We start from the raw sequence: 12,259 nt of genomic DNA, 5'->3' as shown, positions 1-12,259 counted from the left end.
TGTTGCCAAGTGCATGGATCCTTCACAGTCGGGTCGGCGTGTCGCGTGAAGGATGCGTGCAGTTGATCCCTGGCCGGGTCAAGTCCGCCAGAGGTTGTGGACAAGATCGGCGGCACGGCGGGTGTGTGCGGCATCCTGCGGTCCATGCCCTTCGATCCACAGCTCCCGTTCACCTGGCGTCAGGCGCGTGATGAGGGCATACCCCAGCGGGCACTCGAAGGCACGCAGTATCGCCGGTTGGTCTCCGGCATCTACGTCGCTGCCGCTCCACCAGGCAAGGACGGCGCCAGGTCGAGATCCGCGATCGCCTACATCGAAGCGCGCGCGGCCCTCCTTGTCGCCGGGCCGCACGCCTTCCTCTCGCACCACACCGCGGCACGGTTGTACGGCGCCATCGTTCCGGACGTTCCGGTGTTGCACGCCAGCGTGGCACCGGGTCGCCGGCGATCGCGGCATCGCGAAGTCGTGGTTCACCAGTCACGGCGCAGCCCGGCCACATTTCGCGGCCTGCGCATCACCACGCCCGAGGAGGTGTTCCTGGACCTTGCAACGCACTTGTCGCTCGTCGATCTCGTGGTTCTCGGCGACTCGCTTGTGAAGCGGGAACGGACCACACCTGAGCGCCTGGTCACCGAGATGCAGCAGGCGACCGGTCATGGGATCCATCCGGCTCGACGCGCTGCGGCTCTGGTCCGCACTGGTGTTGACTCACCGATGGAGACCCGTTGTCGACTGCTCCGGGTTCTGAGTGGACTGCCTGAGTTGGAGACAGACGTCCGGTTCTATGGCGACAGGGACGAGTTGCTCAAGCGACTGGACGCAGGGGATCGGCCCACTAGGACTGCCGTGGAATATGACGGCCGCCAGCACATTGAGCGCAAGGACCAGTGGGAGGCCGACATAGGGCGTCGCGAGACCTTCGAGAACGAAAAGTGGCGCATCGTCACCCTGGTCAGCAAGGACATCTATGTCACGCCCGGTCTCACGGTCGAGCGCCTCGCTCACATCTTCCGCCAACGGGGCATACACGTCGGTCCGTTGCGCGATGAGTGGCAGCGTCACTTCCCCGGGCGACCAACGGCAGCTGAGGCAAAGTCTGCGTGATCGCCCTCCCGCCAGCGCCGCACTGTGCAGGTGCACGCATCCTTCGCGCGACACGCGGAACGGGCCGTGAAGGATCCATGCAGTTGCACCCTCGGGCCGCCTCGATCCGGCCCCCGCTCCGCCGCCGCACGCCAGCACTGTGCACGTGCACGCATCCTTCGCGCGACACGCCGATCGGGCCGTGAAGGATCCATGCAGTTGCACCCGCGGGCGGCGGGTGGTGCGGGTGGTGCGGGCGTGGCTAGTCGGGTGGTGGGTGGTGCGGGCGGGTGGTGCGGGAGCCGGTCGCCTCAGCTGGAGGCGTCGGTGACGACGGGCTTGTAGGCCGGGCGGTCGGCCTCGTAGGCGGTGATGTCGTCCTCGTGCTGGAGGGTGAGGGAGATGTCGTCGAGGCCGTTGAGGAGGCGCCAGGCGACATAGTCGTCGACCTGGAACGGGGCCACGATGTCGCCGGCGGTGACGGTGCGGGCCTGCAGATCGACCGTGACGGTGGCGCCGGGGTTGTTCTCGAGGTGCTTGAGGATGAGTTCGACGTCGGACTGACCGACCTGCGCGGTGAGCAGGCCGCCCTTGCCGCTGTTCCCGCGGAAGATGTCGCCGAAGCGCGAGGCGATGACCACGCGGAAGCCATACTGCTGCAGCGCCCAGACCGCGTGCTCGCGACTGGACCCCGTGCCGAAGTCGGGCCCGGTCACCAGGACCGACCCCGCGGCATACGCCTCGTTGTTCAGGATGAAGGAGGGGTCCTCGCGCCACCGCGAGAACAGGCCGTCCTCGAACCCGGTGCGCGAGACCCGCTTGAGCCAGTTGGCCGGGATGATCTGGTCGGTGTCAATGTTGCTGCGGCGCAGCGGGACACCGATGCCGGTGTGGGTCGTGAACCTCTCCATCAGGCCACCCCCTCGCTCGTGGTGGACGTATGCCGTGTGCCCGGCCCGGCGGAGCCGCTCGGGTCGGCGGGGGGCAGGTCGGTGGGGGCGGCCAGACGGCCGGTGACGGCGGTGGCCGCAGCGACAGCAGGGCTGACCAGGTGCGTGCGACCGCGCGCCCCCTGCCGACCCTCGAAGTTGCGGTTGGACGTCGACGCGCACCGCTCCTGCGGGGCGAGCTGGTCGGGGTTCATGCCCAGACACATCGAGCACCCGGCCAGGCGCCACTCGGCCCCAGCATCGAGGAAGATCTGGTCCAGGCCCTCCGCCTCGGCCTGCAGCTTCACGGAGTGTGAGCCGGGCACGACCATCATCCGCACGTCAGCGGAGACGTGCCGGCCCTGCAGGATGCCCGCGGCCAGGCGCAGGTCCTCGATCCGGCCATTGGTGCACGACCCGAGGAAGACCGCGTCGACCGCGATGTCGCGCATCGGCGTGCCAGCTGTCAGGTCCATGTATTCCAGGGCCCGCTCGGCGTTGCCGCGGGCATCGTCATCACCGGCGTCGGCCGGGTCCGGCACGACGTCGTCGAGGGTCACCGACTGGCCGGGGTTGGTGCCCCAGGTGACATAGGGCGTCAACGTCGCCGCGTCGATGGTGATCTCCTCATCGAAGACCGCATCGTCGTCGGTGCGCAGCTCGCGCCAGGCCTCGACCGCGGCGTCCCAGTCGGCGCCGGTCGGGGCGTGTGGGCGGCCCTGGACATAGGCAAAGGTCGTCTCGTCCGGGGCGATCATGCCCGCGCGGGCGCCGGCCTCAATCGACATGTTGCAGACCGTCATCCGGCCCTCCATCGACAGGGCCTCGATCGCCTCACCGCGATACTCGAGCACATAACCCTGCCCACCGCCGGTGCCGATCCTGTTGATCACCGCCAGGATGATGTCCTTGGCACTCGCACCGGGAGCCAGCTCGCCGGTGACGTTGATCGCCATCGTCTTGAACGGCTTGAGCGGCAGCGTCTGGGTCGCCAGCACGTGCTCCACCTCGGAGGTGCCGATGCCAAACGCCAACGCGCCGAACGCGCCGTGCGTCGAGGTGTGACTGTCACCGCACACGATCGTCATGCCCGGCTGGGTCAGGCCCAGCTCCGGGCCGATCACGTGCACGATGCCCTGGCCCAACCGGCCGCGCTTGTGGTGCACGATCCCGAACTCCGCGCAGTTGGCCGTCAGCGCCTCCAACTGCGTCTTGGAGATCAGGTCCAGCACCGGGCCCGGCGTCGTGGGCACGTTGTGGTCCTCGGTCGCCACCGTCAGATCGGGGCGGCGCACCCCCCGCCCTGCGTTGCGCAACCCCTCGAAGGCCTGTGGGCTGGTCACCTCGTGCACCAGGTGCAGATCGATGTAAAGAAGGTCTGGTTCACCCTCCGCCTGTCGCACCACGTGCGAGCGCCAGACTTTTTCAGCCAGCGTGTGTCCCATTGCTCCTCCTTCACAGACTCATCACGACCAGCGCCCGGTGTGGCGGCGGTCCAGGTTGCTGGCCACTCTATCCGCGCCGATTGACGCGGCGGAAAGCGGTGGGGGCGGCGTGACCTGCGGGGGCGTGCGCGACGGATCGGTCGCATCGGGCAGACTGACCGGCACGAGTCGTGCGAGCCAAGGAGGACACCCGTGTTGCAGTCAGGTCTGGACAGCCCCACCACAGAGGGCACCGGTCGGTCCCACAAACTCGCGGTCATCGGCGGCGACGGCATCGGCCCCGAGGTGACCGACGCGGCGCTGACCATCCTGGATGCTGCCCAGGACCGCTTCGGCTTCACCACCGAGCGCACCGAGGTGCCGCTGGGCGCCGACGCCTATCTCGAGACCGGTGACCTGCTCACCCCCGAGGCGATCGAGGTGCTGCGCTCCAACGACACGATCCTGTTCGGTGCGATCGGCAGCCCGCGGGTGACCCCCGGCATCCTCGAGCGCGGCATCATCCTGGCCCTGCGGGCCGAGTTGCGTCAGGCCATCAACCTGCGCCCCGTCCGGCTCTATCCGGGGGTGCCCACCCCCATCGCCGGCCTGACGCCGGAGCGTTGTGACCTGGTGGTCGTGCGCGAGAACTCCGAGGGTTCCTATGTCGGTGGCGGCAGCACGGTGCACCGCGGCACCCCCGGCGCCGTCGCCACCCAGGGCTCGACCAACACCTGGTATGCCGTGCACCGGGCTGTCGATTTTGCGTTCCGTCTCGCGGAGCAACGGCGGGGCAAAGTGACCCTCTGCCACAAGACCAACGTCCTGGTTGAGGCGGGCGCGCTCTGGCTCGACGTCGTCGAGGAGGTCGCGGCGCGCTTCCCGGACGTCGAGCACGACTATGTGCACGTGGACGCGATGTGCATGCACCTGCCCGTCTCCCCGGAGCGCTTTGACGTCGTGGTCACCGACAACCTGTTCGGCGACATCATCACCGACCTCGGCGCCGTCCTGCAGGGTGGCCTCGGCGTCGCGGCCAGCGGCAACCTCAACATCGACGGCTCGGCGCCGAGCATGTTCGAGCCGGTCCACGGCTCGGCCCCCGACATCGCGGGCAAGGGCTGGGCCAACCCGGCCGGAGCGGGGCTCTCGCTCGCGTTGTGCCTGGCCAGCCTGGGGGAGGGCGAGGCCGCGGCTGCGGTCGAGTCGGCCACGGCGGAGGTGCTCGCCGACCTGCCCGAGCTCTCCGGCGCCACCATGGGTGCCTCCACCGCAGAGCTGGGCGAGCGCATCGCGAGTGCGGTCACGGACGGTCATGGCGGCGTCCAGAGCAGCCTGATGACTCAGCTCGCGGCGGTGCAGGCTGGCCTGGCGAGCTGAGCGCCTCAGCGCTGGCACACTAGAGCGATCATGATCGCAGCCACCCAGAGCACCGCCACGACACCCGTGCCCTTCCCCGCCCGCGTCGTCGTGGACTGCGGCGCGATCGCGGCCAACGTGGGCGTCCTGCGTGAGCACGCCGGCTCCGCCGGTGTGATGGCCGTGGTCAAGGCCGATGCCTACGGCCACGGGCTCGTCCCGGCAGCACAGGCGGCCCTGGCCGGGGGAGCAAGCTGGCTGGGTGTCGCCCAGCTCACGGAGGGGTTGGCGCTGCGGGCCGCCGGGGTCACCGCCCCGGTGCTCTCCTGGCTGCACGCACCCGGAGCCGGGTTCGCCGCGGCAGTGCGCGCGCAGATCGACGTCGGCGTGTCCGCCGTGTGGATGCTGGAGGAGGTGGCGGCAGCAGCCCGTGAGGTCGGGCAGACCGCGCGGGTCCAGCTCAAGGTCGACACCGGCCTGGGCCGCAACGGCGCCTATCAGTTCTCACCCGACGGTGTGACGCGCAGTGACTGGTCGCTCCTGGTGGATCGCGCGCGGGCGCTCGAGGCCGAGGAGGCGGTGCGGGTCACCGGTCTGTTCACCCACTTCGCCTATGCCGATGCACCACAGCACCCCACGGTGCTCGCGCAGCAGGAGGCCTTTGCCGACGCCGTCGCCCTCGCCGAGCGGGCCGGTCTGCGGCCCGACGTGCGGCACATGTCCAACTCGGCCGCCACCCTCACCACCCCGGCTGCGGCCTGGGACCTGGTGCGACCAGGCCTGGCCGTCTACGGACTGACGCCTGCCCCCGAGGTGGGGAGCTCGGCAGACTTCGGGCTGGTCCCGGCGATGACCGCGATCGCCTCGGCGTCTGTCGTCAAGCGCGTGCCGGCCGGCCAGGGCGTGTCCTACGGCCACACCTACACGACCACCTCACCCACGACCCTGGTCGATGTCCCGCTCGGCTATGCCGACGGTGTGCCGCGCCATGCCTCCGGTGTGGCCGAGGTGCTGGTGGCCGGTGAGCGCCGGCGGATCGCCGGACGGGTCTGCATGGACCAGTTCGTCGTCGATGTCGGGGACCTGCCGGTGAGCGCCGGGGATGACATCGTGCTGTTCGGCCCGGGCACGCGAGGCGAGCCCACCGCGCAGGACTGGGCGCAGGCGATCGGCACCATCAACTATGAGATCGTCACCAGGTTCGGTCCACGGGTCCCGCGCGAATATGTCGGAGCCCAGCCCGAACACCCAGCATCCGGGGCCAACGGACAGGAGACCTGAGTGAGCCAGGCCAAGAACACCCTGATCGGTGTGGGGGCCGGTGTTGCCGCCGCCGGCCTGGCCGCGGTGGGGGCCGTGGCCGTCGACCGCCTCTGGCGCGACCGGCGCCACGCGATCGCCCTGGGAGCCGACGAGGACTTCACGATCGTCCCGACCGAGACCCGCGTCGTGGTGGCCGATGACGGCGTGCCGCTGCACGTCGAGATCGATCAACCCGAGGGCTGGGACGAGCGCGGCACCACGGTCATCCTCTGTCACGGGTTCACGCTCGACCTGCGGTGCTGGTTCTATCAGCGACAGGCGCTCATCGAGGCGGGCTATCGCGTGGTGACCTGGGACCTGCGCGGGCACGGCAGCTCTGGTGAGGGCGCCACGGAGTCCTATGCGATCGAGCAGCTCGGTGTCGACCTCGAGCACGTGATCGCCGACGCGGCGCCCGCCGGTGACCTCGTGCTGGTCGGTCACTCGATGGGCGGCATGACCGTGATGGCGCTCGCCGAGGCCGACCCCGGTCTGTTCCGCGAGCGCGTGCTCGGAGTGGCCCTGATCAGCACCAGTGCTGGTGGCCTGCACCGGATCACGTGGGGGTTGGGGTCCCTGTTGGGCGGTGCCGTCACCCGCTTCGGGCCCAAGGTCCTCCAGGAGCTCTCACCGCACCAGGACTTTGTGGACTCGGCGCTGCGCGGCGGTCGTGAGCTGCAGGAGTTCTTCGTGGCGCGTGGGTCCTTCGGCTCACCCGTCCCGCTGTCGGTGGTGCGCCTCACGGCGGACATGATCTTTGGCACCCCCCTGTCGGTGATGTCGGCCTACAGCCACACGCTGGAGGACCACGACAAGCGGGAGGCCCTGACGCACATGGTCGACCAGGAGGTGCTCGTCTTCAACGGTGACAAGGACGCGCTCACCTCGGCGGTGCACAGTGCCGAGATCGTCGAGGCCATCCCCGGCGCCGAGCACGTCTTCGTCAAGGATGCCGGCCACATCATCATGCTCGAGCACCCCGAGCTGCTCACCCAGGAGTTGTTGGCCCTGATCACCCGCGCCGAGCGCGGCCGGGGACGGGCGCACCGGCCGGGCGCACGGCATACGGTCACCAACCTCAGCAAGCGGCGACGGGACGCCGCGACCCGACCGTCGCGGGTCCGGTCCCGGCAGCGGGCATGAGCCAGCAGGACGTCCTTGCTGACCTGCTGGCCGGTGCCACCCGCACGCTGCCGACGGCTGCGGCGACCCAGGAGCTCGGGGTGGCCCTCGGGCGCGTGCTGCGCGCCGGTGACCTGGTCCTGCTGACCGGTGACCTCGCCGCCGGCAAGACGACGCTGACCCAGGGGATCGGGGAGGGGCTCGGGGTGCGTGGGCCCATCACGTCACCGACCTTCGTGATCGCTCGCACCCACCCCAACCTCGGCGGCGGGCCAGACCTGGTGCACGTCGACGCCTACCGCCTCGGCGGTCTCGAGGAGCTGGACGACCTCGACCTGGATGCCGACCTCGAGGCGGTCGTCACGGTGGTCGAGTGGGGGCACGGCCTGGCCGAGGGGCTCGCCGAGGACCGGCTCGAGCTCGTGCTGTCGCGCGCACCCGAGCAGGGTGAGGATCTGCTGGGGGGTGACCAGGGGCGCGTCGTGCGCGCGATCGCCCACGGGGACCGTTGGGGCGGGAGCGTCGGCGCGCGCTCGCCGGCGGAGTAGGGGAGCTGGCGCTCGTCGCAGGGGAGCCGTGGGGTGAGTTGAGAGGTCAGCCACCTCGATCGACCGATGGTAAACACTGAGTAAACTTCGTGTGACGTGGTCTCGCCGCGCCGAGTTCTGCTGTCTGACCTGCAGGTTTAGAGAAATTTTCGCGTTGGGGTGGCGCATCAGTGAGTAAACAACTAACCTCTGAATGGTCATGAATCGGTAAAGGCCGGTTCTGAAGCGGACAACAACGGGGTGCTCATGACGGCGCAGGAGAGCAGTGACCTCCAGCGACTATCGCTGCACAGGTCCTCCTCCACGATCGACAGCGCACGCTCGGCATCGCGCCGGACGGTCCCGCTGTTCGTCGTGCCGGAGACGTTGGCTGACCTGGCCGCCCCCGAGACGCGGCGCGCCTCCAGCCAGACCCGGGCCCGCAACTACCTCGCCGGTCACCTGCGCTGGCTGCGGGTCTCGGACCTGATCGTGATCCTGGCGGCGCTGGTCATCACGACGGTCACCCGCTTCGGCCTGGCCGAGCCCAACGTGGTGGCCACCGCCACCACAGCCACCACCCGACAGGGGCTGGCCTACTGGCAGATCGGCCTCGTGCTGGCTGTGGCCTGGGTGGCCATGCTCCAGATCTACTCCGCCTACGACGGGCGGTTCAGTGGCCACGGCGTCCAGGAATACCGCAACGTCTTCCAGGCCTCGCTGTGGCTCTTCGCCGTGGTGGCCGTCCTCGCCTATGCGCTCAAGCAGGACGTGGCCCGCGGCTATGTCCTGCTCGCCTTCCCGCTCGGCACGCTGCTGCTGCTGGCCTCCCGCTGGGCGTCACGACGGTGGCTGGTCCATCAGCGACGTGCCGGGATGCTCTCCGACCAGGTGCTCCTGGTCGGCAACCAGGAGCAGGTGACCGACCTGGTGGTCGCGCTGCGGCGCACGCCCGACGCCGGCTATCACGTGCTCGGTGCCTGCGTCGACGACGCCGATGACGACTTCGTCGCCGGCGTGCCGGTGGTGGGCACGGAGAGTGACGTGCTGGTCCGTGGCGTCGAGATGGACGTCGACGTCATTGCCGTCTCCTCCTCCGCCGGCCTCGGCGGCTCGGGGCTCCGACGGCTGGGCTGGGCCCTCGAAGGCACCGACATCGACCTGGTGGTCGCCCCCGGCATCATGGACGTCGCCGGTCCCCGGGTGCTGACCCGCCCGGTCCAGGGCCTGCCGCTGATCCACGTGGAGGCGCCGAGCTTTTCCGGCCCGACCCTGGTCGTCAAGAACGCGATGGACCGGATCGGCGCCACCGTGATCATGCTCCTGCTGCTGCCGATCCTCCTGGTTCTGGCGCTGCTGATCGTGATCGACGACCGGGGCCCGATCTTTTTCCGCCAGGAACGTGTGGGGCGCGATGGGCAGACCTTCAAGATGATGAAGTTCCGGACCATGGTCACCGACGCCGAGTCCGTCCTGCCGCAGCTCATGGCGGCGAACGAGGCCGCCGGACCGTTGTTCAAGATGCAGAACGATCCACGGGTCACCCGCATCGGCCGGGTGCTGCGCAAATACAGCCTGGACGAGTTCCCCCAACTGCTCAACGTGATCAAGGGCGAGATGAGCCTGGTCGGGCCACGGCCGCCACTGCCTCGGGAGGTGGCCACCTATGAGTCCGACACCCGACGCCGCTTCCTGGTCAAGCCCGGGATGACGGGGCTGTGGCAGATCAGCGGACGCAGCGACCTGTCCTGGAATGAGTCGGTGCGCCTGGATCTCTACTACGTGGAGAACTGGACCCCGCTGCTGGATCTGATGATCATGTGGCGCACCTTCCGGGTGGTCATCCGGCCCGACGGGGCCGGCGCCTACTGAGCCGGCGCCTACTGAGCCGGCCCGGTCGGTGGTGAGCACCCAACGGCGGGTCTGATTGAGGTGCCGATAACGTGTCCTCATGCTTGCTGCCTACGCCGCTGAGATCAATCCGGACGACCCCCTGGCGGGTCTGGTGGTCGGGGAGCGTCCCGCACCCGAGCCCCCCGAGGGGTGGGTGCTGGTTGACGTCCGCGCCGCGGCGCTGAACCACCACGACGTGTGGTCGTTGCGTGGCGTCGGGCTCGGTGGCGACAAGCTGCCGATGATCCTGGGCTGTGACGCCGCTGGTGTCGATCAGGACGGCAACGAGGTGCTCGTGCACTCGGTGATCTCCTCTCCCGGGTGGACGGGCGAGCAGACCCTCGACCCGCGCCGGTCCCTGCTCTCCGAGCGACACCAGGGCACGCTGGCCGAGCAGGTCATCGTGCCGGCCGGCAACCTGGTGCCCAAGCCCGCGGGGCTCTCCTTCGAGGAGGCAGCCTGTCTCCCGACGGCCTTCCTGACTGCCTACAAGATGCTCTGCGTCAACGGGGGCCCTCCCGGCTCGACCGTGCTGGTGCAGGGAGTCGGGGGCGGTGTGGCCACCGCAGCGATCGGCATCGGAGCGGCCACCGGCTATCGCGTCTGGGCCACCAGCCGTGACGAGGGACGCCGGCAGCGGGCTCTGGAGCTGGGCGCCGACGCGGTCTTCGCCCCTGGTGAGCGACTGCCAGAGCGGGTCGACGTGGTCCTGGAGACCGTCGGAGCCGCGACCTGGTCGCACTCGGTGTCCAGCCTCAAGCCAGGCGGCACCCTGGTGATCGCCGGGGCCACCTCCGGGGATGCTCCGTCGAAGGCCGAGCTGACCCGGATCTTCTTCCATCAGTTGCGGGTGCAGGGCTCCACGATGGGCAACCGCGAGCAGCTCGTGGCGGTCACGCGGCTGCTGGAGCAGACGGGCCTGCGCCCCGTGATCGACCGGGTGATCCCCCTGGCTGACGCCGCGAGCGGGATCGCTGCCCTGGCCGCCGGCGAGGTCTTCGGCAAGGTGGTGCTGACTCCGTGAGCGACGGCGACGCCGGCGAGGTGGGCTACCTGGGCCCTGCCGGCACGTTCACCGAGGCGGCCCTTCGACGCCTCGACCCGGTCGCGGCAGAGACGGCCTGGGCGGCGCCGAACGTGCCAGCGGCCCTGGAGGCGGTGCGCGACGGATCGATCGAGGCGGCCCTCGTGCCCTTTGAGAACTCTGTCGAGGGCTCGGTGTCAGCGACGCTGGATGAGCTGATCCGCGGCCAACCGCTGGTGATTACCGCCGAGGTCCACATCGAGGTGGAGTTTGCACTGATGGCTCGGCCAGGAACTGAGCTCTCCGACGTCCGTCGCGTCTCCACGCACCCGGTCGCCATCGCCCAGACCAGGGAGTGGCTGGCGGCGAACCTGCCGGACGCGGAGGTGATCCCGGAGTCCTCGACGGCTCGGGCGGCTGTGCTCGTCGGCGCCGAGGTCTATGACGCGGCGGTGGCTGCCCCTCTGGCAGCAGAGCGTCATGGCCTGCACGTGCTCGTGGGCGGGATCGCTGACCGGCCGGGAGCAGTGACACGCTTCATCCGCCTGGCCCGCCCGGGCGTGGTGCCCCAGGCGACGGGGGCCGATGTCACCACGTTGGTGGCCTATCTGCGGCGCAACCACGCCGGTGCGCTGCTTGAGCTGCTCAACCAGTTTGCGATGCGCGGCGTCGACCTGGTCCGCCTCGAGTCGCGTCCCACCGGTGAGGCGCTGGGGCAATACTGCTTCGCCATCGAGGCACTGGGGCACATCAGTGAGCCCCGGGTGGCCGAGGCGCTCGCCGGACTGCACCGCATCTGTGCGGACGTGCGCTTCCTCGGGTCTTATCCGCGGGCCGATGGGACGCCCACCGCCGTGACCGAGGTGGCGACCGCGGCGGCCCATGCGCAGTCGCGGGCGTGGCTGGAGGGCCTCAGCCGTTGACCTTGAGCCAGTCCTGCCAGCTCGCGTGCAGGACCAGCCAGGCGATCAGGCCATAGCCCGCCTGCCCCGGGTGCACGCCGTCACCGGCCGCGAGGTCGGACTGCCACTGATCGTGGTCCCGCAACGGGTGGAAGCAGTCGACATAGGGCACCGCTCGCCGGGAGCAGACGTCTGCCTGGGCATCGGCCAGCACCTCCAGTCGCTCGTTGACCTCGGCATCGAGCGTGGGGGTCGGACCGACGACAAAGGTGCCGATGCCCGTGGTTGTGGCCTCATCGAGGATGTTGGCGAGATTGAGGCGTGAACGCGCCGTGGTGATCCCTGCCGTGATGTCGACCGCTCCGACCCCGACGACGAGACGGCGCTCCGAGCGGCCGTTCCACCGCGGGGCGCACTCGCCGCGCCAACGGGCCATCACGTCCGCACTGGACTCGCCACGCACGCCCAGGTTGTAGGCCGTCAGGTCCGCATCCGTGACCGGGGTGCGCCCCACGACCCGGCTGACCCAGCCGAGAGCCTTGGGGTCGCCATAACCTGCGACGAAGCCGTCGCCGACGAAGCAGAGCCCGATGTCGCGGGGCCCTTCAACGACGTGGAACTCGGCGCTGGGGTTGAACTCCACGACGGACTCGTCGTCGGCGGGTGTCACTGGGTGTCCTCCGTCATTGGTCAT

11 protein-coding genes are annotated in these 12,259 nt (G+C 69.7%); 8 read left to right on the top strand and 3 right to left on the bottom strand.

The window, feature by feature from the left end:
• Positions 1–144: 144 nt before the first annotated feature.
• Positions 145–1,104, top strand: coding sequence for a hypothetical protein (locus NF556_RS17490; RefSeq protein ID WP_252592407.1), 960 nt, complete (start codon positions 145–147; stop codon positions 1,102–1,104).
• Positions 1,105–1,394: 290 nt separating this feature from the next.
• Here the strand turns inward: NF556_RS17490 and leuD are convergent, their stop codons facing one another.
• Together leuD and leuC are read right to left on the bottom strand one after the other, a co-directional pair.
• Positions 1,395–1,994 carry a 3-isopropylmalate dehydratase small subunit gene (leuD, locus tag NF556_RS17485; protein ID WP_252592406.1) on the bottom strand — a complete coding sequence of 200 codons (600 nt, stop codon included), beginning with the start codon at positions 1,992–1,994 and terminating at the stop codon, positions 1,395–1,397.
• Positions 1,994–3,457: a 3-isopropylmalate dehydratase large subunit gene (leuC, locus tag NF556_RS17480; RefSeq protein ID WP_252592404.1), complete on the bottom strand. Its 1,464-nt coding sequence runs from the start codon at positions 3,455–3,457 to the stop codon at positions 1,994–1,996. Before leuC ends, leuD begins: the two co-directional genes overlap by 1 nt.
• Positions 3,458–3,649: 192 nt before the next feature.
• On the opposite strand from leuC, the gene NF556_RS17475 reads away from it, so the two are divergent.
• The 7 genes from NF556_RS17475 (at position 3,650) to pheA (ending at position 11,586) form a co-directional block, all read left to right on the top strand.
• The gene (locus NF556_RS17475; RefSeq protein WP_252592402.1) at positions 3,650–4,816 is read left to right on the top strand and encodes a 3-isopropylmalate dehydrogenase; all 1,167 of its coding nucleotides are present in this window, start codon (positions 3,650–3,652) and stop codon (positions 4,814–4,816) included.
• 30 nt (positions 4,817–4,846) lie between these two features.
• On the top strand, positions 4,847–6,076 hold the full coding sequence (gene alr, locus NF556_RS17470; RefSeq protein WP_252592401.1) for an alanine racemase: 1,230 nt from the start codon (positions 4,847–4,849) through the stop codon (positions 6,074–6,076).
• Entirely contained in the window at positions 6,077–7,240 is a 1,164-nt protein-coding gene (locus NF556_RS17465) for an alpha/beta fold hydrolase (protein WP_252592399.1), read from the top strand.
• Positions 7,237–7,767: a tRNA (adenosine(37)-N6)-threonylcarbamoyltransferase complex ATPase subunit type 1 TsaE gene (tsaE, locus tag NF556_RS17460; protein ID WP_252592397.1), complete on the top strand. Its 531-nt coding sequence runs from the start codon at positions 7,237–7,239 to the stop codon at positions 7,765–7,767. The genes NF556_RS17465 and tsaE overlap by 4 nt, the downstream gene beginning before the upstream one ends.
• Before the next feature lie 246 nt (positions 7,768–8,013).
• Positions 8,014–9,618 (top strand): sugar transferase, encoded by a 1,605-nt coding sequence (locus tag NF556_RS17455; RefSeq protein WP_252592395.1) that lies wholly within the window; start codon positions 8,014–8,016, stop codon positions 9,616–9,618.
• A 79-nt stretch (positions 9,619–9,697) separates the two neighbouring features.
• Positions 9,698–10,663, top strand: a complete 966-nt coding sequence (locus NF556_RS17450) for a zinc-binding dehydrogenase (protein WP_252592393.1) — start codon at positions 9,698–9,700, stop codon at positions 10,661–10,663.
• A complete protein-coding gene (gene pheA, locus NF556_RS17445; protein WP_252592392.1) occupies positions 10,660–11,586 on the top strand; it encodes a prephenate dehydratase in 927 nt (308 codons plus the stop codon). The genes NF556_RS17450 and pheA overlap by 4 nt, the downstream gene beginning before the upstream one ends.
• Here the strand turns inward: pheA and NF556_RS17440 are convergent.
• Complete coding sequence (locus NF556_RS17440) at positions 11,576–12,259, bottom strand: GDSL-type esterase/lipase family protein (RefSeq protein WP_252592390.1); 684 nt, start codon at positions 12,257–12,259, stop codon at positions 11,576–11,578. The genes pheA and NF556_RS17440 overlap by 11 nt on opposite strands.

This window comes from Ornithinimicrobium faecis (assembly GCF_023923225.1).
GTDB classification, from domain to species: Bacteria; Actinomycetota; Actinomycetes; order Actinomycetales; family Dermatophilaceae; genus Ornithinicoccus; species Ornithinicoccus faecis.
The sequence above is the reverse complement of the archived record's forward strand: the minus strand, read 5'-3'. Positions and strand labels throughout refer to the sequence as shown.

Coding starts and splice junctions, on each gene's coding strand:
- NF556_RS17490 (WP_252592407.1), top strand. CDS start 145: ATGCCCTTCGATCCACAGCTCCCGTTCACCTGGCGTCAGGCGCGTGAT.
- leuD (WP_252592406.1), bottom strand. CDS start 1,994: ATGGAGAGGTTCACGACCCACACCGGCATCGGTGTCCCGCTGCGCCGC.
- leuC (WP_252592404.1), bottom strand. CDS start 3,457: ATGGGACACACGCTGGCTGAAAAAGTCTGGCGCTCGCACGTGGTGCGA.
- alr (WP_252592401.1), top strand. CDS start 4,847: ATGATCGCAGCCACCCAGAGCACCGCCACGACACCCGTGCCCTTCCCC.
- tsaE (WP_252592397.1), top strand. CDS start 7,237: ATGAGCCAGCAGGACGTCCTTGCTGACCTGCTGGCCGGTGCCACCCGC.
- NF556_RS17455 (WP_252592395.1), top strand. CDS start 8,014: ATGACGGCGCAGGAGAGCAGTGACCTCCAGCGACTATCGCTGCACAGG.
- NF556_RS17450 (WP_252592393.1), top strand. CDS start 9,698: ATGCTTGCTGCCTACGCCGCTGAGATCAATCCGGACGACCCCCTGGCG.
- NF556_RS17440 (WP_252592390.1), bottom strand. CDS start 12,259: ATGACCAATGACGGAGGACACCCAGTGACACCCGCCGACGACGAGTCC.